Source organism: Kitasatospora sp. NPDC051170 (assembly GCF_044455705.1).
In the GTDB taxonomy this organism is placed as follows: Bacteria; Actinomycetota; Actinomycetes; order Streptomycetales; family Streptomycetaceae; genus Kitasatospora.
Genome location: NZ_JBITFA010000003.1, coordinates 267,341 through 285,128, shown reverse-complemented (window position 1 = coordinate 285,128; position 17,788 = coordinate 267,341). Strand labels below are relative to the sequence as shown.

General features: G+C 74.1%; 17 protein-coding genes. 9 read left to right on the top strand and 8 right to left on the bottom strand.

Annotation, left to right across the window (positions count from 1 at the left end):
• Window positions 1-16 precede the first annotated feature (16 nt).
• The 3 genes from ACIBCA_RS08320 to ACIBCA_RS08310 are packed head-to-tail and all read right to left on the bottom strand — an operon-like array spanning window position 17 to window position 2,942.
• Window positions 17-880 carry an ABC transporter ATP-binding protein gene (locus ACIBCA_RS08320; protein WP_396282049.1) on the bottom strand — a complete coding sequence of 288 codons (864 nt, stop codon included), beginning with the start codon at window positions 878-880 and terminating at the stop codon, window positions 17-19.
• The gene (locus ACIBCA_RS08315) at window positions 880-1,965 is read right to left on the bottom strand and encodes a FecCD family ABC transporter permease (RefSeq protein ID WP_396282048.1); all 1,086 of its coding nucleotides are present in this window, start codon (window positions 1,963-1,965) and stop codon (window positions 880-882) included. The genes ACIBCA_RS08320 and ACIBCA_RS08315 overlap by 1 nt, the downstream gene beginning before the upstream one ends.
• A complete protein-coding gene (locus ACIBCA_RS08310; RefSeq protein ID WP_396282047.1) occupies window positions 1,962-2,942 on the bottom strand; it encodes a FecCD family ABC transporter permease in 981 nt (326 codons plus the stop codon). Before ACIBCA_RS08310 ends, ACIBCA_RS08315 begins: the two co-directional genes overlap by 4 nt.
• A gap of 223 nt (window positions 2,943-3,165) precedes the next feature.
• On the opposite strand from ACIBCA_RS08310, the gene ACIBCA_RS08305 reads away from it, so the two are divergent.
• The 4 genes from ACIBCA_RS08305 to ACIBCA_RS08290 all read left to right on the top strand — a co-directional run bounded on the left by ACIBCA_RS08305 (window position 3,166) and on the right by ACIBCA_RS08290 (window position 8,450).
• The gene (locus tag ACIBCA_RS08305) at window positions 3,166-3,567 is read left to right on the top strand and encodes a VOC family protein (protein WP_396282046.1); all 402 of its coding nucleotides are present in this window, start codon (window positions 3,166-3,168) and stop codon (window positions 3,565-3,567) included.
• 127 nt (window positions 3,568-3,694) lie between these two features.
• Window positions 3,695-5,605 carry a protein kinase gene (locus ACIBCA_RS08300; protein WP_396282045.1) on the top strand — a complete coding sequence of 637 codons (1,911 nt, stop codon included), beginning with the start codon at window positions 3,695-3,697 and terminating at the stop codon, window positions 5,603-5,605.
• Window positions 5,602-6,273, top strand: a complete 672-nt coding sequence (locus ACIBCA_RS08295) for a GNAT family N-acetyltransferase (protein ID WP_396282044.1) — start codon at window positions 5,602-5,604, stop codon at window positions 6,271-6,273. The genes ACIBCA_RS08300 and ACIBCA_RS08295 overlap by 4 nt, the downstream gene beginning before the upstream one ends.
• A 539-nt stretch (window positions 6,274-6,812) precedes the next feature.
• Window positions 6,813-8,450, top strand: a complete 1,638-nt coding sequence (locus ACIBCA_RS08290; protein ID WP_396282043.1) for a M4 family metallopeptidase — start codon at window positions 6,813-6,815, stop codon at window positions 8,448-8,450.
• Window positions 8,451-8,602: 152 nt separating this feature from the next.
• On the opposite strand, the gene ACIBCA_RS08285 is transcribed toward ACIBCA_RS08290, so the two are convergent.
• Both ACIBCA_RS08285 and ACIBCA_RS08280 read right to left on the bottom strand, forming a co-directional pair.
• Window positions 8,603-8,998 carry a VOC family protein gene (locus ACIBCA_RS08285; protein ID WP_396282042.1) on the bottom strand — a complete coding sequence of 132 codons (396 nt, stop codon included), beginning with the start codon at window positions 8,996-8,998 and terminating at the stop codon, window positions 8,603-8,605.
• A gap of 149 nt (window positions 8,999-9,147) precedes the next feature.
• Window positions 9,148-9,555, bottom strand: a complete 408-nt coding sequence (locus ACIBCA_RS08280; RefSeq protein WP_396282395.1) for a winged helix-turn-helix transcriptional regulator — start codon at window positions 9,553-9,555, stop codon at window positions 9,148-9,150.
• A gap of 120 nt (window positions 9,556-9,675) precedes the next feature.
• On the opposite strand from ACIBCA_RS08280, the gene ACIBCA_RS08275 reads away from it, so the two are divergent.
• A complete protein-coding gene (locus ACIBCA_RS08275; protein WP_396282041.1) occupies window positions 9,676-10,359 on the top strand; it encodes an NADPH-dependent F420 reductase in 684 nt (227 codons plus the stop codon).
• 2 nt (window positions 10,360-10,361) lie between these two features.
• Here ACIBCA_RS08275 and ACIBCA_RS08270 read toward each other — a convergent pair whose 3' ends face one another.
• Complete coding sequence (locus tag ACIBCA_RS08270) at window positions 10,362-11,141, bottom strand: MerR family transcriptional regulator (RefSeq protein WP_396282040.1); 780 nt, start codon at window positions 11,139-11,141, stop codon at window positions 10,362-10,364.
• A 258-nt stretch (window positions 11,142-11,399) separates the two neighbouring features.
• On the opposite strand from ACIBCA_RS08270, the gene ACIBCA_RS08265 reads away from it, so the two are divergent.
• The 3 genes from ACIBCA_RS08265 to ACIBCA_RS08255 are packed head-to-tail and all read left to right on the top strand — an operon-like array spanning window position 11,400 to window position 14,841.
• Complete coding sequence (locus ACIBCA_RS08265; RefSeq protein ID WP_396282039.1) at window positions 11,400-12,989, top strand: flavin-containing monooxygenase; 1,590 nt, start codon at window positions 11,400-11,402, stop codon at window positions 12,987-12,989.
• Window positions 12,986-13,942, top strand: a complete 957-nt coding sequence (locus tag ACIBCA_RS08260; protein ID WP_396282038.1) for an alpha/beta fold hydrolase — start codon at window positions 12,986-12,988, stop codon at window positions 13,940-13,942. The genes ACIBCA_RS08265 and ACIBCA_RS08260 overlap by 4 nt, the downstream gene beginning before the upstream one ends.
• Complete coding sequence (locus tag ACIBCA_RS08255) at window positions 13,939-14,841, top strand: SDR family oxidoreductase (protein WP_396282037.1); 903 nt, start codon at window positions 13,939-13,941, stop codon at window positions 14,839-14,841. Before ACIBCA_RS08260 ends, ACIBCA_RS08255 begins: the two co-directional genes overlap by 4 nt.
• Window positions 14,842-14,973: 132 nt before the next feature.
• Here the strand turns inward: ACIBCA_RS08255 and ACIBCA_RS08250 are convergent, their stop codons facing one another.
• Together ACIBCA_RS08250 and ACIBCA_RS08245 are read right to left on the bottom strand one after the other, a co-directional pair.
• Window positions 14,974-15,552, bottom strand: coding sequence for a dihydrofolate reductase family protein (locus tag ACIBCA_RS08250; RefSeq protein WP_396282036.1), 579 nt, complete (start codon window positions 15,550-15,552; stop codon window positions 14,974-14,976).
• A gap of 39 nt (window positions 15,553-15,591) precedes the next feature.
• Entirely contained in the window at window positions 15,592-16,953 is a 1,362-nt protein-coding gene (locus ACIBCA_RS08245) for a PLP-dependent aminotransferase family protein (RefSeq protein WP_396282394.1), read from the bottom strand.
• 170 nt (window positions 16,954-17,123) lie between these two features.
• Here ACIBCA_RS08245 and ACIBCA_RS08240 point away from each other — a divergent pair, with 170 nt between their 5' ends.
• Window positions 17,124-17,786 (top strand): LysE family translocator, encoded by a 663-nt coding sequence (locus tag ACIBCA_RS08240; RefSeq protein ID WP_396282035.1) that lies wholly within the window; start codon window positions 17,124-17,126, stop codon window positions 17,784-17,786.
• The last annotated feature ends 2 nt before the right edge of the window (window positions 17,787-17,788 follow it).

Below are 17,788 nucleotides of genomic sequence, written 5' to 3'. Positions count from 1 at the left end.
GCTGCGCGAGGGGAGTTCAGGCGGTGGCCGTGCGGACGCGGGCCCGGGGCACCACCAGCGGGGTCCCGGTCTCGGGGTCGGGCACCACCCGGCACGGCACGCCGAACACCGTCTCGACCAGCTCGGCCGTCAGCACCTCGGCGGGCGGCCCGGCGGCGGCGAGGCGGCCGTCCTTGAGTACCACCAGGTGGTCGGCGTAGCGGGCGGCCTGCCCGAGGTCGTGCAGCACCATGACGACGGTGCGCCCGGCCTCGGCGTGCAGGTCGGCGACCAGGTCGAGGACGTCCAGCTGGTGGCGCAGGTCGAGGAAGGTGGTCGGCTCGTCGAGCAGGAGCAGGTCGGTCTGCTGGGCGAGCGCGAGGGCGATCCAGACCCGCTGGCGCTGCCCGCCGGAGAGCCGGTCGACCTGCCGGTCGCGCAACTCGGCGGTGCCGGTGCGCTCCAGCGCCTCCTCGACGGCCTCCTGGTCCGCCTTGGACCAGGGGGTGAGCAGCCGCTGGTGCGGGTAGCGCCCCAGACGCACCAGCGCCTCGACGGTCACCGCCTCGGGGGTGACCGGCTGCTGCGGCAACAGGCCCATCCGCTTGGCGAGTTCGCGCGCCGGCATCCGGTGGATGTCCGCGCCGTCGAGGGTGACGGTGCCCGCCGCCGGGCCGAGGAGGCGTACGAGCCCGCGCAGCAGCGTGGACTTGCCGCAGGCGTTCGGGCCGACGATCGCGGTGACGGCGCCGCCGGGCAGTTCGAGGTCCAGCCCGTCGACGATCGTCAGGTCGCCGTAGCGCAGCCCGAGGCCCCGGGCGGCGAGCCGGTTGCGCGCGGGAGGCTGCTGCGTGGGAAGGGTCTGCGCCGAAGAGGTCTGCGCGGGAGTGGGGGTCGTCATCAGCTGCTCCTCTGGGGAAGCCGGCCCTGGCGGATCATCAGCACCAGGAGCCAGGGCGCGCCGAGGGTGGCGGTGACGGCACCGACCGGCAGGCCGTGGACGGGGATCACGTGCAGGACGAGGAGGTCGGCGCCCAGCAGCAGCACGGCGCCGGTGAGCGCGGTGAGGCCGAGCGTGCCGGGGGTGGGCGGCCCGGCGAGCAGCCGGACGAGGTGGGGGACGGCGAGCGCCACGAAGGCGACCGGTCCGGTGAGCGCGGCGGCCAGCGAGGCGAGGGTGATGGTGAGCAGCAGCAGCCGCAGGCGGTCCCGGGCGGGGTCGAGGCCGAGGCCCCCGGCCGAGTCGTCCCCGAGGTCGAGGACGGCGATGCGCCGCTGGCACAGCAGGGCGACGGCCGCGCACCCGGCGATGGCGCCGCCGCCGATCCACACCTCCGTCCAGTTGCGGCCGTAGAGGGAGCCGGTGGTCCACTGCATCGCCGAGGAGGCCAGTTCGGCCGGGAATCGTACGATCATCAGGTTCACGGCGGCGGCCAGGCCCTGCTGCACCGCCAGGCCCACCAGCACCAGCCGGGTGACGGCCATCTTCGAGCGCCAGGCGAAGGCGCCGAGCAGCAGTGCCGCCAGCAGCCCGCCGCCGACGGCGGCCAGCGGGATGAACTGCTGGGAGGCGCCGGTGGCGAGCATCAGCACCGCGCCGAAGGAGGCCCCGCCGGTGATGCCGATGGTGTCGGGGGCGGCCAGCGGGTTGCGGAAGAGCCGCTGCAGCATCGAGCCCGCCACGGCCAGCGCGGCGCCGGCGATCAGCGCCGAGACCACCCGCGGCGCCCGGAACTGCTGCACCACCAGGACGTCGCCGCCCGCGCCCTGACCGAACAGGGCGCGCAGGGCGTCCCAGAAGGGGATGTCGACCTGGCCGGTGCCGAGCGCGACGCCGGTGAGCAGGACGAGGAGGGCAGCGGCCAGCAGCGACCAGGCGGCCGTGCGGGCCCGGCGCCGGGTGATCGCGCTCATCGGCGCGGAGGCGCTCATCGGCGTGGGGGCGCTCCTCGGCGCGGGCGTGCTCCTCGGTGCGGGGGCGCTCATCGGGCCACCTTCCGGGCCAGCACGGCGAGCAGCGGGGCGCCGAGGAAGGCGGTGACGATGCCGACCTCGATCTCGGAGGGCCGCACCACCAGCCGGCCCAGGATGTCGGCGGTGAGCAGCAGCAGCGGTCCCGCGATCAGGCAGCCGGGCACCAGCCAGCGGTGGTCGTTGCCGAGCAGCGGGCGCATCAGGTGAGGGGCCGCCAGTCCGATGAACGCCACCGGGCCGGCGACGGCGACGGCGCTGCCCGCGAGCAGCACGACGGCCAGCCCGCCGGTGAGGCGGATGCGGGCCACGGGCACGCCCAGGGACTGCGCGGTCTCGTCGCCCAGCGCGAGCGCGTTGAGCGCGGGCGCGACGAGGAAGGCCGCCAGCAGGCCGAGGGCGAGGAAGGGCAGCACGGGGGTGAGGGTGTCCAGGTGGCGCCCGGCGACGGAGCCGGCCAGCCAGAAGCGGGCCTCGTCCAGGGTGCGGTTGCTGGCCAGCATCAGGGAGGAGGTCCAGGAGGAGAGCACCACGGTGAGCACCGTCCCGCCGAGCGCGAGGCGCACCGGGTCCAGCTGCCCGCCGCGACGCGAGATGGCGTAGGCGGCGACGGCGGCGACGCCCGCGCCGGCGAAGGCGAACCAGACGTACTGCACCGGGCGGGTCAGGTCCAGGGTGTAGATCGCGGCGACCACGGCGAGGCTCGCCCCGGCGTTGATGCCGAGGGTGACGGGGGAGGCCAGCGGGTTGCGGGTCACGCCCTGGGCGAGCACCCCGGCGACGCCGAGGGCCGCGCCGACGGCCAGTCCGATGACGGTGCGCGGGACGCGAAGGCCCGTCACCACGTCGGCGTCGCCTCCGTGGGCGGCGCCGGTCAGGGCGTCGAGGACGGTGCTCAGGGGGATGGATCGCGAGCCGAGCGCGAGGCTCAGCGCGGCGCACAGCACCAGGGCACACAGTCCGGCGGCCAGCAGCAGGGGCCGCCTGGCCACCGAGGAACGGGGGGTCGCCGGTGGGTCCGTGGGGCCCGGCGGTTCGGTTCTCAGCACGAGGCGACATCTTAGGTTAGCATTTCCTAACCACGTCAAACGGTGTGCTGCCGGGCCTTCCTGGCCGTCCCGGCTGTCCCGGCCCTCCTGGCTGTCCCAGTAGTCCCAGCCGTCGCGGTCGTCACGGCCTGTCCGGGTGTCAGAGGCATGCGCTAGCGTCGCGCGCATGATCGATGCGACGACGCGGGTCCGGATCGCCCGCCCCTCCCGGGACCTCGCGGCCGCCGAGCGCTTCTACGCCGACGGCCTCGGGCTCGACGTGCTGTGGCGCACCACCGAGCGCGTCCCCGGCCACCACGACCTGCTGATGGTCGGTCCGCCCGGCGGCGCCTGGCACTTCGAGCTGACCCACGACCCCGAGAACCCGCTGGAGCCGACCCCGACCGTCGACGACCTCTTCGTCGTCTACCTCGGCGCGCCCGTCGACGACGCCCTGGTCGCGCGGCTGGAGGCGGCCGGCGGCACCCGGGTGGGCTCCCACAACCCGTACTGGGACGAGTTCGGCGTGACGATATCCGACCCGGACGGCTACCGGCTGGTGCTCTGCTCCCGCACCTGGAGCGCCTGAGTACCCGTCCGGTACCTCCGCGCCCAATCACCGGTCCTCACGCGGCCGCTGAGCCCGTGAAGCCCTCTGGCACACTGTGTGCCGACGACCTGCCGGGTCGGGGCATGACACAAACGGGGGTAGGGGCATGATCGGCGCGGGCACCGTGCTCAACGACCGGTACCGGTTGACGGAACCGCTCGGACGCGGGGGGATGGGGACGGTCTGGCGCGCCCAGGACGCCAACCTCAAGCGCGAGGTGGCCGTCAAGATCCTCAACGCGGGCCTGCTGGAGGAGCCCACGCAGATCGAGCGGTTCCGCCGGGAGGCGCAGGTCGTCGCGGCGATCGGCCACCCGGGCATCGTGGGCGTCCACGACTACGGGGAGAGCCGCGGGGAGGACACCGATGGCGGCGAGCCCTTCGCCTACATCGTGATGGACCTGATCGAGGGCCGGGCGCTCAGCACCCTGCTCAAGGACGAGGGCCGGATGCCGCCCGAGCGGGCCCTCACCCTGGTGGCCGACGCCCTGGACGCCCTGCAGGCCGTCCACCAGCGCGCCATCGTCCACCGGGACATCAAGCCCTCCAACCTGATGGTGCGCGAGGACGGGGCCCTGTTCGTCGCCGACTTCGGCATCGCCCTCGCGATCGCCGGCACGAAGATCACCATGACGGGCGGGTTCGTCGGCACCGCCGCCTACATGTCGCCCGAACAGGCCGCCCACGACCGCGCCAACCCCATCACGCCCTCCTCGGACCTCTACTCCATGGGCGTCGTCTGCTACGAGATGCTGACCGGGAGCCTGCCCTTCGACGGCGGGGCCGTGCAGCTGGCGTACAAGCACGTCCACCAGCCGGCGCCGGAACTGCCCGGGACCTTTCCGGCGCCGGTGCGGGCGCTGGTCGCCAGGGCACTGGCCAAGGCGCCGGAGGACCGGTTCGCCAGCGCCTCCGAGATGGCGGCCGCGGCGCGAGCGGCCGCCGGGATGCCCGCCGGTGAGACCGGAACGCGGACGGTCAGGCTGTGGAAGGGCGCCCGGCGAATAGCCGCCGCGCCCACGCAGGACGCGCCCGCCGCGCCCGCTCCGGGGGCGGAGCCCGTCGTGAGGGTGGGCCCGAACGCGGCCACCGAGCCGAGCGAGCGCCGTGGGCGCCGCAGGATGCTGGTGCCGGTCATCGTCCCGGTGGTCCTCTCGCTCGGGACGGCGGGAGCGCTGTTCGTCGACCGCAACCCGTTCAGCTCGGATGCGGCGCCCGCCCCGACCACCGCGATCAGCGCCCCGGCAGCCGCCGGTACGGGCACGGGCGTCGCGGGCACCGGCACGGCCGCCACCACGGCGCCCCCCACACCCCAGGCCGCCACCACGGCGCCGCCGGCGACCCCGGACGCGGCGCAGCCGCAGCCGCAGCAGCCCGTACCGGCGCCGTCGGCGGCGGGTGGCAACGGCGGGTCGAGCGGCAGTGGTGGGACGAACAGCGGTGGGACGAACAGCGGCGGCGCGGGCGGAGGCAACGGCGGGGGCAACGGCGGCACCCAGGCCCGTCCGCCGGTGAACAACAACCCCGCCCCGCCGCCCGCGCAGCAGAACACCTCCAGCGGCACGGGCGCCTCGGCCGGTGGCGGGAACCCGCCGCCGCAGACCCCGGCGCGCCCGCCGGAGTGCGGCGGCGACGCCTGGACGCGCATCGTCAACGTCCAGTACGGGGCGTCGATCGGACTGGCCAACGCCGACCCGAACGTGAAGGGCAACCCGGTCGTGCTGGGCGGCAACACCCAGTACGGCTGGCTCGCCGCCGACAGCGCCTACTCCTCGTACAACGCGTGCAACAACAACGGCGCGAGGCTCGTCCAGAGGATGGGGGACCGCGCGGTCGTCCTCGGCGACTACATGGACATCCTCAACCTGTGGGTCAAGACCTCGGTCGGCAACGGCGCCTACACCATCGCCGAGAACGGCGGTGCGAACTGCCTGACGGCCAACGGGGTGGGCAACCAGCTCACCATGACCGCCTGTACACCGGGCAACGCGACCCAGCAGTGGAGGTTCCAGAAGTGACCGGCGCGCAGGTTCGGCTGCTGGAAGGCCCCGTGCTGGAGGGCGAGTTCGTCCGGCTGGAGCCGCTGGAGCGGCGGCACGCCGAGGGGCTGGCGCTCGCGGCGGGGGAGGACCGGGACTCGTACGGGTTCACCTGGGTGCCCGCCGCGGACTCCGTGCCGGCGTACATCGACGCCCAGTTCGCGCGCCGGGACGCCGGGCTGCTCTCCCCTTACGTGCAGGTGGAGCGGGCCTCGGGGCGGGTGATCGGCGCGACGGCGTACTGGGAGCCGCGCCGACTGCCGTTCGACGGCGGGAAGTTCGACGGTTCGCTGTTCGCGGTGGAGGTCGGTTTCACCTGGCTGGCCTCCTCGGCGCAGGGGTCGGGGCTGAACACCGAGGCGAAGTACCTGCTGTTCCGGCACGCCTTCGAGGAGTGGGGCGTGGGCCGGGTGGACCTCAAGACCGATGCCCGCAACGCCCGTTCGCGGGCGGCGATCCTGAAGACGGGGGCGGTCTTCGAGGGGGTGCTGCGCAGTTCGGCGCGGTCCTGGGCGCCGGGGGAGGAGGGCCTGCTGCGGGACGCGGCGGTCTTCTCGATCATCCGGGAGGAATGGCCCGCCCGCCGTGCGGAGTTGGAGCGCAGGCTCGTGGAGGTGCGGGAGCGGCTCGGGTCCTCGCGCGGGTAGCTGCGGGTAGCTGCGGGTAGTCGCAGATGGCGGCGGGTTAGCAGAGGCCCCGGGCAGTGGACAAGGGGGCCCTGTGGCGGGACCTCGCCAACCGGGTGTCAAGAGCATGTGTGCGAACTTCTACAGGAATGTAAAACTCGGCCGGCGGCCCGGTTCGTGCCGGGGGCGCGAGCGGTCGCGACCGGATGCGACCGGACGCGACGGGCGGTCGGGTGTCACCCCAGGCGGTCGGCGGTGGCCTCGGGCGGGGCCTCGCTCCGGGTGGGTCGAATCGTCCCTTTTCGCCCGGCACTTGACCTTCTTTGCCAACTGGCGGGACCTGGCCAACAACTGATGCAGACCTGTCAATCCGGCGACGGGATTGTCATGCTTCTGCTCATCCCCCGGCGGCAGCCCCCACCCCCACCCCTTGGTGGCGAGCCGTCCGACTGTACGGGGTCATTGCACGTCAGCGCCCGTTCCGCCCCCATGGTGCCGACCCCGGCCCCCGGGACGCGGCGCGACCGCGCCCATACGCGGTTTCCCGGAAGGACTCGTACGTGAAGCGTAAGCTCGCGGCCGTCGCCGTCGTCTCGGCCACCGCCCTGCTGACCGGTGTCGTCCAGGTGGGCGCCGCCGAGGCCGCCCCCGCCACCTCCACGCCCAAGGCCCAGGCCGCCCGCCAGCACGCCGCCGTCCTCGCGGTGGCCGCCGGCCAGTCCGGCCCGCTGGCCCAGGCGCTGGGCCTCGGCGCCCAGGAGAAGCTCGTCGCCAAGGACGCCGTCGTCGACCGCGATGGCACCCGGCACCTGCGCTTCGAGCGCACCTACGCGGGCCTGCCCGTCCTCGGCGGCGACCTGGTCGTCCACCAGGGCGCCACCGGCGGCGTGAAGTCGGTGAACAAGGCCGTGGCCGCCACGATCGCGCTGCCGAGCCTCACCCCGCGGATCCCGGCCGACCAGGCCGCCGCGGGCGCCACCGGCGCCGTCAAGGCCACGGTCGGCCAGACCCTCGACGCCGACGAGTCCCCGCTGGCCGACGTGCACCAGACCGGCAAGGCCGAGCTGGTCGTCTGGGCCAACGACGGCACCCCGCGCCTGGCCTACCGCACCACCGTCGAGGGCGTGCGCCGGGACGGCACCCCGAGCAGCCAGGTCCTGGTCACCGACGCGGCCAGTGGCCAGGTCCTCTCCACCCACGAGAAGGTCCAGACGGCGGCCGGCACCGGCAACGGCATCTTCGTCGGCCAGGTGCCGCTGAACACCAACCAGAACGGCTCGCAGTTCGAGCTGAAGGACGCCGGCCGCGGCGGCCAGTCCACCGCGGACATGAACAACGGCCAGTCGGGCAGCGGCTCGTTGTTCGCCAACACCGCCAACAGCTTCGGTGACGGCACCAACAACAACCGTGAATCCGCCGCCGTGGACGCCCAGTTCGGCGCCGCGACCACCTGGGACTTCTACAAGAACACCTTCAGCCGCAACGGCATCCGCAACGACGGCGTCGGTGCGCTGAGCCGCGTCCACTACGGCTCGAACTACGTCAACGCGTTCTGGAGCGACGACTGCTTCTGCATGTCGTACGGCGACGGCGCCAACGACGCCGCCCCGCTGACCGAGATCGACGTCGCCGGCCACGAGATGACGCACGGCGTCACCGCCGCGACCGCCGCGCTCAACTACTCGGGCGAGTCCGGCGGCCTCAACGAGGCCACCTCGGACATCTTCGGCACGATGGTCGAGTGGTACGCCAACCTGCCCTCCAACCCGCCGAACTACTGGATCGGCGAGCTGATCAACCTGCGCGGCGACGGCAGCCCGCTGCGCTACATGGACCAGCCGAGCAAGGACGGCGCCTCGGCCGACTACTGGGACGCGGGCGTCGGCAACAAGGACGTCCACTACTCCTCCGGCGTGGCGAACCACTTCTTCTACCTGCTCTCCGAGGGCAGCGGCGCGAAGAGCATCAACGGGTTCGACTACAACAGCCCGACGGCCGACGGCTCCTCGCTCGCGGGCATCGGCCGCGACAAGGCCGCGCAGATCTGGTACCGCGCGCTGACGGTCTACTTCACCTCCACCACCGACTACGCGGGCGCCCGGGCGGCCACCCTGAGCGCGGCCGCCGACCTGTACGGCTCCGGCGGCACCGAGTACAACGCGGTGGCGGCGACCTGGACGGCCGTGAACGTCAACTGACGTCGGCTGACCGTCGGCTGACGTCGACCGGTCAGGGCCTGAGGCCGGTCCGGGGGCGAGTTGGGCGCTCCCCGGACCGGCCGTCCGCCCGCAGCGGGGCCCCGTCGAACCTCTGGGTGCGGTTCGGCGGGGCCCCGTTCCCGTACGGCCGGTTACCTCGGCAGGTCCTGGGCGATCTCCCACACGTGCCCGGACGGGTCGGCGAACGCCGCCGTGCGACGGCCCCAGGGCCGGTCCACCGGGCCGTTGAGCAACTCGACGCCCCGCTCGGCGAGTTGGGCGCAGACCGCGTCCACGTCCGGCACGCGTACGGTGAGCAGCGCCCGTACGCCCGCGCCCTCGGCGGCCACCCGCGCGGGCTCGACCAGCTCGGGGGCCTGCTTCGCGGTCAGCAGGTTCAGCAGGAGGTTGCGCAGCCGCAGTGCCGCCGAGGCGTCGTCCTCGTAGACGACCGGGAGGCCGAAGACCTCCTGGTAGAACGCCTTCGCGGCGGGGACGTCCGTCACGAAGAGCGTGAGGACCTCGAGTTCGTCCAGATCGCTGGGCACCTGTGCCTCCGGAGTGTCAAGTATCGGGTGTCGCATGTGAGACCGCACGTGGGATGTGCCCGAGGAGCCTCGCACGAGGCACTGACAGCGGGCGGTGCCAGTGGGCACTGACAGCGGGCGGTGCCAGTGGGCACTGACAGCGGGCGGTGTCAGCCGGCCTCGGCCCGCCGGTCGCGGCGGTCCTGGGCGGCGAGCACCGCGTCCCCGTGCTCGTCGGCCCAGGCGCCGAGCGCGCGGATCGGGCCGAGCAGCGCGGTGCCCGCGGCCGTCAGCGCGTAGTCGACCCGGGGCGGGGCCTCGGCGTAACGGCGGTGCTCCACCAGGCCGTTGTCCTCCAGCCGGCGCAGGGTCTCGTTGAGGACCTTCGGGCTGATCCCGCCGATCCGGGCCAGCAGCGCCCGGGGGCGCATCGGGCCGCCCTCGCCGAGGACGTACACCACGACGGAGTCCCAGCGGTTGGCGATCACCTCGAAGGCCAGCCGGGCGCGGCAGTCGGCGGCGAACACGGCGCCGCCCAGGTCGGGTTCGTCCCGCAGGGAGTCCAGGCGTGCGTCCATGCGTGCGTCCATGCGTCCATCCTGCCCGATCCGTTGCGTACCCCGAGGTGTGCATCGGCTCCTCTAGCGTCCGGAGTACGGCGGTCCGCAGGGTGCGGGCGGCGGACCAGGGGAGTGGACATGGAGACGAAGCGACCGATCGGCATCGGCGTGCTCGGCACGGGCGCGATGGCGAAGGCGCTCGGCGGGGCCTTCGTACGGGCCGGGCACCGGGTGCTGGTGGGCGGGCGCGACGAGGAGAAGGCTCGCCGGCTCGCGGAGGAGATCGGGGCGACGGGCGGCGCCACCCTGGCGGAGGCGGCACGCTTCGGCGAGGCCGTGCTGGTGGCCCTGCCGGGCGGTGCGGCGCAGGAGGTGGTGGCCTCGCTCGCCGGTGACCTGCGCGGGCGGGTGCTGCTGGACTGCACCGTCCCGATGGCCCCCGGGGAGGGCGGCCCCGCGCTGACCACGGACGGGGGCACCGACTCGCTGGCCCGGCGGCTCGCCTCGGCGGCGCCCGGGGCACGGGTGGTGAAGGTGTTCGGCGTCTGCCACGAGAGCATCTGGACGCTGGCGAAGCCGAGCTTCGAGGGCGCGCCGCTCGGCGTCCCGTACTGCGCGGACGACCCGGCCGCCGCCGGGCTCGCCGCCGAGCTGGTGGCCTCGATGGGCTGCGAGCCGGTGCCCTGCGGGGGCCTGGAGCGGGCCGGGCTGCTGGAGGCGACGGCGGTGTTCGCGATCGGTGTCTGGTGGTCGGGCGGCGAGGCGCGGCACGTCTTCCCGTCCCCGGCCCTGGCGCCGGGGGCCGTGGACGACGAGGGGTAGGGCTACGGAGCCTCGGGCTCGCCGGATTCGCGGCGCTGGCGCAGGAGGTCGTCGTACTCGGCGTGGACCCGGCGGTCCATGGCGAGGGTGAACTGCGCGTCGGCGACGGTCCTGGCCAGCGGGCGGACGCGCAGGATGCGCTCGGTGAGGCGGGCGGCCTCGCCGGGGGGCAGGGGGGTGTCGGCGGACAGGGCGCTGAGGAGGTGTTCGCCGACCACCTCGATGAAGATCTCGGCGATGGCGTCGACGTGTTCGCGGGTGCGACGGCTGGCGTCGAGCACGGCCGCCAGCGGCACGCCCTGGGTGACCAGTTCGGTGGTGGCGTCCAGCAGGCGGCGGCTGACGTGGGTGATGCCGTCCTCGTCGACGGTGATGTAGCCCTGGGCGATGGACTCGGCGGTGTTCTCCTCGGTGAGCTGGTCGCCGAAGGCCGACTTGAGCTCCTCCCAGTCGAGGCGCACGGGGGTCTCGTCGGACCAGGGCGCGACGATCGCCGCCGCGAGGCCGATGAGGCCGGCGACGTCGCGCCCGCTCTCGCCGGCGTCGATGAGCTCGGTGATCCCCTCCAGGGTGTGGCCGCGTTCCAGCAGTTCGGCGATCATCCGCAGCCGGGCGAGGTGCTCCTCGCCGTACCAGGCGATCCGGCCCTCCTTGCGGGGCGGCTGGAGGAGTTTGCGCTCGCGGTAGAAGCGCAGGGTGCGGGTGGTGATCCCGGCGGCCTCGGCCAGTTCCTCCACCCGGTACTCGCGCCTGTCGTCCCCGGCAGCTCTGACCTTGTCCACGGCGATCAGCATAGGTGCGCGGCGCGGGCGGGGGTGCGCGGTGGGGAGGGGCGTGCGGCGGGGAGGGGCGTGCGCGGCAGGGGAGGGTGCGGGAACAACGGGGTGAACCGGGGCCGTCGGGCGTCTTCCCTCCGGTGTCGGCAGGGGCTACCCTCCCAATCATGCCAGTGATTACTGGCGCGATTGCCGGGGGCTCGGGTGACGCGGGCCCCGGGAGAGTGCGACGATCACCGCCCCCACCCTCAGGAGGTTGGCCGCATGGCAGCCAGCAGCAAGCGCCCCCGCTCCGGCCCGGCCGCGGTGCCCGACGCCGTCGTCGCGGGGGAGGCCGCCACCGTCGAGGAGGCCCCCCACGTGCGGGTCGCGGTGATCGGCTCCGGCTTCGGGGGCCTCGGAGCGGCAGTGAGGCTGCGCCGCGCCGGCATCACCGACTTCGTCGTGCTGGAACGCGCCGACTCCGTCGGCGGCACCTGGCGCGACAACAGCTACCCCGGCTGCGCCTGCGACGTGCCCTCGCACCTCTACTCCTTCTCCTTCGCCCCCAACCCCGAGTGGCCGCGCAGCTTCTCCGGCCAGCCGGACATCCGCGCCTACCTGGAGAAGGTCGCCACCGTCTTCCGGCTGCGCCCGCACCTGCGCTTCAACACCGAGGTGCTGGAAGCCCGTTGGGAGGAGGAGGGGACCCGCTGGCGGATCACCACCAGCGCCGGCACCTGGACGGCCGACGCGATCGTCTCCGCCGCCGGACCCCTCGCCGACCCGCAGATCCCCGACCTGCCCGGCCTCGACGCCTTCCCCGGCAAGGTGTTCCACTCCTCCCGCTGGGACCATGACTACGACCTCGCCGGCAAGCGCGTCGCGATGGTCGGCACCGGCGCCTCCGCCGCCCAGATCATCCCCTCGATCCAGCCCCGGGTCGGAAAGCTCACCGTCTTCCAGCGCACCCCCGCCTGGGTCCTGCCGCGCCGCGACCGCGAGATCAGCCGGCTGGAGAAGTGGCTGCACAGCCGGGTGCCGCTCACCGGGAGCCTGCGCCGGGGCGCCCTGTTCGCTCTACGGGAACTCCAGGTCGACGCCTTCGTCCGCCGCCCCGGACTGCTGCGCGTCGTCCAGCAGCTCGCCGAACGCCACCTCGCCCAGGGCGTCGCCGACCCGGCGCTGCGCGCCAAGCTCACCCCCGACTACCGCATCGGCTGCAAGCGCATCCTGCTCAGCAACACCTACTACCCGGCGCTCGCCGCCGCCAACACCGAGGTCGTCGCCTCCGGACTGCGCGAGGTGCGCGGCTCCACCCTCGTCGCCTCGGACGGCAGCGAGCACGAGGCGGACGCCATCGTCTTCGGCACCGGCTTCCACGTCACCGACATGCCCATCGGCTCCCGGGTGTTCGGCGTCGACGGCCGAATCCTCGCCGAGGAGTGGAAGGGCGGGATGGAGGCGCTGCGCGGCTCGACCGTGCGCGGCTTCCCCAACCTGTTCTTCGTGATCGGCCCCAACACGGGCCTGGGCAACAGCTCGATGATCCTTATGATCGAGTCCCAACTGAACTACATGATCGACGCGTTGACCACGCTCGACGCCGTCGGCGCCGCCGCCATGCAGCCCACCGCCCGTGCCCAGCGGCAGTGGAACCTCGAGCTCCAGCACCGGATGGACCGCACGGTGTGGACCACGGGCGGCTGCCGCAGCTGGTACCTCGACCCCAACGGGAAGAACACCGTGCTGTGGCCCGGCTCCACCACCTCCTTCCGCCGCGCCACCCGCAAGGTCGACCTCGGTGAGTACGAGCTCACCCTGCGCCCCGCACCGGCCACCACCACCCGGACCGCCCAGGAGGTCTCCGCGTGAGCGTCCAGCCGCCCGCCGACTACGAACCGCCCGTACCCGCAGAGGAGTTCGGCGTCCTCACCGCCGACGGCCTGCGGCTGCACGTCGAGGTGCACGGCCGCCCCGACGCGCCGACCGTGGTGCTCGCCCACGGCTGGACCTGCTCCACCGCCTTCTGGGCCCCCGTCATCCGCCGGCTCACCGACCGCTACCGGGTGGTGGCCTACGACCAGCGCGGCCACGGGCGCAGCGAGATCCCGCCGAGCCGGGCCCGCTACTCCACCCGGGTGCTCGCCGACGACCTCGCCGCCGTCCTCCACCGCACCGTTCCGGCGGGGGAGCGGGCCGTCCTCGCCGGGCACAGCATGGGCGGGATGACCATCATGGCCGCCGGAGGGCGGGCCGAGGTCGCCGAACGTACGGCCGCCGCCGTCCTGGTCTCCACCGGGCCGGGCGAGCTGCTCGCCGAACTGAACGTCCTGCCGGGGTCGTTGCGCCCGGCCGGGCTGCGCCGCCTCCTGCACCGGCAGCTGCTGCGCTCCCGGATGCCGCTGGGGCCGGTCACGCCCGTCAGCCGGGCCGCGCTCAAGTACGCGACGATGGGCCCGGGTTCGCCCGCCGGGCAGGCCCAGGCGACGGCGCGGATCGTGCACGCCTGCCCGACCTCCGTACGCGCCGGCTGGGCCGGGGTACTCGCCCGGCTGGACGTCCACGCCGGGCTCGCCCGGCTCGCCGCGCCGACCGCCGTGGTGGTCGGCACCGCGGACCGGCTCACCCCGCCGGTGCACGCGCACCGCATGGTCTCCGAACTGCCCGACCCCCAGGGGCTGTTGCTGCTGCCCGGCGTCGGCCACATGGCGCCGCTGGAGCGGCCCGCCGAGGTCGCCGCCGAGATCCACCGGATGGCCGCCGCGTACCTGCCCGGGGCCTCCTTCACCGCCGAACCCGAGGTCGAGAGGACCGTCGTCGCATGAACGCCATCCGTCCGTTGTCCGAGCAGGTCGTCGTCGTCACCGGGGCCGCGCGCGGGGTCGGTGCCTCACTGGCCCGCAAGCTGGCCCGGCGCGGCGCCAAGGTCGCGCTGCTCGGGCTGGAGCCCGTCGAGCTGAAGGCCGTCGCGGCGCAGTGCGGCCCCTCCGCCACCAGCTGGGAGGCGGACGTCACCGACCTCGAGTCGCTGAGCGAGGTCGCCGGGCGGATCAAGGAGCACTACGGGCGGATCGACGCCGTGGTCGCCAACGCCGGGATCGCGCTCGGCGGGCCGATGATGGACAGCGACCACCGGGCGTTCAGCCGGGTGATCGAGGTCAACCTGCTCGGCAGCGTGGCCACCGCCCGGGCCTTCCTGCCCGCGCTCGCCGAGAGCCGCGGTTACCTGCTGCAGATCGCCTCGCTGGCGGCGCTGACCCCCGCGCCGCTGATGAGCGCCTACTGCGCCAGCAAGGCGGGGGTGGAGGCGTTCGCCCACTCGATCCGCGCCGAGGTCGCCTACCAGGGCGTCAAGGTCGGTGTGGGGTACCTGAGTTGGACCGACACGGACATGGTCCGTGGCGCCGACGAGGACACCGTGCTCCGGCAGATGCGCAGCAAGCTGCCCTGGCCGGCCAACAAGACGTACCCGCTGGAGCCCGCCGTGGACCGGCTGGTCGCGGGGATCGCGCGGCGCTCGGCGCACGTCTACGCCCAGGCGTGGCTGCGGGGCATGCAGCCGGTACGGTGGCTGCTGCCGAGCCTGATCGCCGTGGTCGGCTCGCGGGACGTCGCCAAGCTCGCCCCGCAGCTCGCCGCCACCGCCGCCTCCCGGCTGCGCGCGGTCGGCGCGGGCGGGGCCGCGGACACGGCGAACAGGTCGCAGCGGACGGATCACAGCTGACGGCGGACGGCGGACGTTCGACAGCCGACAGCCGACAGCGAACAGATGTCAGATGTCAGGTGACGGATGACGGCGAACGGATGACAGATGGTGAAATCCGTTATCCGTTCGCCGTCGGGTGAGCGAAGCCGCTCAGCGCCTCGTCTCGTACCTGCTCAGGACCACGCCGCCGGACAGCGTCCGCGTCTCCAGCAGGTCCAGCCGCACCCAGCCCTCCAGCGCGGTGAAGAACGGCGTGCCGCCGCCCACCAGGACGGGATGGGCGGCGATCACGTACTCGTCGATCAGCCCGGCGCGCATGGCCGCCGCGGCGAGCGTGGCGCCGCCGATGTTCATCGGGGCGCCGTCCTCGGCCTTGAGCCGGGCGATCTCGGCGATCGCGTCGCCGGTGACCAGGCGGGTGTTCCAGTCGAGCGTGCCGTCGTCGGTGCCGATCGTCGAGGAGAACACCACCTTCGGGGTGTCCCGCCAGGTCCGCGCGAACTCGATCTCCGCCGGGGTGGCGCCGGGCTGCCGGTCGCCGGTGGGCCAGTAGGAGCTCATGGTCTCCCACAGCTTGCGCCCGTACAGCGTCAGGCCGCTCGCCTGCTCGAGCTCGAGCCAGAACCGGAACAGTTCGGGGCTCGGCGGTCCGCTCCAGCCGATGTCGTCGCCGGGCGCGGCGATGTAGCCGTCCAGGGTCAGGTTCATGCCGTAGATCAGTCTCCGCATGGCCTCAGCGTGGAGCACCCGGCCGGCCCGGGCAACCCGTCAGATCCCCACCCCCGGCCCCTCCGCCTCGATGCGCTGCAGCTGCGCCAGCGCCCGCCCCAGCACCGGGAGCGGAGGCGAGGCCAGGGCGAGGCGGACGGCGGCGGGGGAGCGCCGGGGGTCGACGGCGAACGCCTCCGCCGGGGTGACCGAGATGCCCGCGCGTGCCGCCGCCGCCGTGAAGGTCTCCGCACGCCAGGGCGCCGCGAGCGGCCACCACAGCACGTACGAGCGCCCGTCCGCCCGTACCCGGCGCGAGGTCAGCACGGTGCGCGCCAGATCCTGCCGGGCGACGGCGTCCGCCTGCTTGGCCGCCGCGACCGCCGCCACCGTGCCGTCCCCGATCCAGCGCACCGCCGCCTCCAGGGCGAACCCGCTCGGCGTGGCCCCGGCCGAGCGCAGCGCCCCGGCCATCCGCTCGCGCACGCCCTGCGGCGCCACCGCGAACCCGACGCTCAGGCCCGCGCCGAGCCGCTTGGTCAGGCTGTCGACGAGCACCGTGCGCTCGGGCGCGTAGGAGGCGAAGGCGTCCACCCCCAGGCAGAGGAAGGACCACACCGCGTCCTCCACCACCGGCAGGTCCAGCCGCCGCACCTCCCGCGCCAGCGCCTCGGCCCGCTGCGGCGGCATGGTCGCCCCGAGCGGGTTGTGCAGCCGCGGCTGCACGTACAGCGCCTTCAGCGGCGCGGCCCGGTGCGCGGCGGCCACCGCCTCGGGCAGCAGCCCGTCCTCGTCGACCGCCAGCGGTACGAGCCGAATGCCCAGCTGCCCGGCGATCGCCTTGACCACCGGGTACGTCATCTCCTCCACCCCCACCCGCTGCCCGGGCGAGGCCAGCGCCGAGAGGGCCGCCGCCATCAACTGCCGCCCGTTGCCCGCGAACAGCAGGGAGTCCGGCGCGAGCTCCGGGCCCCCGCAGGACCGGGAGGCGAGCGCGGCGAAGGCGTCCCGCGCCGCCGCCGTCCCGGCCACGCCGACCGGCCGCAGGGCCTCGCCGAGGACGTCCGGTCGCAGCAGCGGCGTCAGGGAGCCGGCGAGCAGCGCCGACTGGTCGGGCACGCCGGGGAAGTTGAGCTCGAGGTCGACGGGCCCGGTGCCCGGTTCGGCGAGTGCGACCCGGCCGTCCCGGGCCCCGTCCCGCGCGCCCTGCCCGGCGCGGACGAAGGTGCCGCGCCCGACCTCGCCGGTGGTCAGCCCGCGCCGGGCGAGTTCCCGGTAGACGCGGGTGGCGGTGGAGGGGGCGATCCCTCGGCGGCGGGCGAAGGCGCGCTGGGTGGGCAGCTGTTCGCCGGGCCGCAGCCGTCCGGCCTCGATGTCGGCCGCGACCGCGTCGGCGATCGTCCGGTAGTCGTCCCGGGCCATGTCCCCCCGGTTCGCGTCCCCCCGGTTCGCGTCCCGCCGGGTCGCGTCCTCCCGGCTCACTTCGTCCCTGGTCACCGGGGCCCCTTCCCTCGTCAGGCGCTCACGCTCGATTGCACCGAGTGCAAAGTCATCATTGCATCGAGGCGTCTGCCCGCCCTAGCCTCCCAGTCATGGACAACCTGTTTCTGGCCGCCGACGGACACGCGGTCCTCGGCATAGCCGCCGTCGCACTGGGCATGGCACTGAGCCCCGGCCCGAACATGATCTACCTGGTCTCGCGCTCGATCTCCCAGGGCCGCCGCGCGGGCCTGGTCTCCCTGCTCGGCGTGGCCCTGGGCTTCCTGGTGTACCTGGTCGCGGTGACGGCCGGGGTCTCCGCCGTGTTCTCGGTGGTGCCGGCGCTCTACACGGCGATCAAGCTGGCCGGCGCCGGCTACCTGCTGTGGCTCGCCTGGCAGGCGGTGCGCCCGGGCGGCACGGCGGTGTTCGCCCCGCAGGAGCTCGCGCCGGACTCCCCGCGCAAGCTGTTCACGATGGGCTTCCTGACCTGCCTGCTCAACCCCAAGATCGCCATCATGTACATCTCGCTGCTGCCCCAGTTCGTGGCGCCGGAGCGCGGTCACGTCGGTGAGCAGAGCCTGGTGCTCGGCCTGACCCAGATCGCGATCGGCATCACCGTCAACGGCGTGATCGCCATGGGCGCGGGCGCCATCGCGGCCTTCCTCGGCCGCCGGCCCCTGTGGCTGCGCGTCCAGCGGTACGTGATGGGAACCGTCCTCGCGGGACTCGCGCTCAACATCGCCGCCGACCGCGCCCGCGCCGTCCCCGCGTAGCG

Excerpts from the sequence above, each read along its gene's own strand:
- ACIBCA_RS08320 (WP_396282049.1), bottom strand. The coding sequence starts at position 880 with ATGACGACCCCCACTCCCGCGCAGACCTCTTCGGCGCAGACCCTTCCC.
- ACIBCA_RS08315 (WP_396282048.1), bottom strand. The coding sequence starts at position 1,965 with ATGAGCGCCCCCGCACCGAGGAGCACGCCCGCGCCGAGGAGCGCCCCC.
- ACIBCA_RS08305 (WP_396282046.1), top strand. The coding sequence starts at position 3,166 with ATGATCGATGCGACGACGCGGGTCCGGATCGCCCGCCCCTCCCGGGAC.
- ACIBCA_RS08300 (WP_396282045.1), top strand. The coding sequence starts at position 3,695 with ATGATCGGCGCGGGCACCGTGCTCAACGACCGGTACCGGTTGACGGAA.
- ACIBCA_RS08280 (WP_396282395.1), bottom strand. The coding sequence starts at position 9,555 with ATGGACGCACGCCTGGACTCCCTGCGGGACGAACCCGACCTGGGCGGC.
- ACIBCA_RS08275 (WP_396282041.1), top strand. The coding sequence starts at position 9,676 with ATGGAGACGAAGCGACCGATCGGCATCGGCGTGCTCGGCACGGGCGCG.
- ACIBCA_RS08265 (WP_396282039.1), top strand. The coding sequence starts at position 11,400 with ATGGCAGCCAGCAGCAAGCGCCCCCGCTCCGGCCCGGCCGCGGTGCCC.
- ACIBCA_RS08255 (WP_396282037.1), top strand. The coding sequence starts at position 13,939 with ATGAACGCCATCCGTCCGTTGTCCGAGCAGGTCGTCGTCGTCACCGGG.
- ACIBCA_RS08250 (WP_396282036.1), bottom strand. The coding sequence starts at position 15,552 with ATGCGGAGACTGATCTACGGCATGAACCTGACCCTGGACGGCTACATC.
- ACIBCA_RS08245 (WP_396282394.1), bottom strand. The coding sequence starts at position 16,953 with ATGGCCCGGGACGACTACCGGACGATCGCCGACGCGGTCGCGGCCGAC.
- ACIBCA_RS08240 (WP_396282035.1), top strand. The coding sequence starts at position 17,124 with ATGGACAACCTGTTTCTGGCCGCCGACGGACACGCGGTCCTCGGCATA.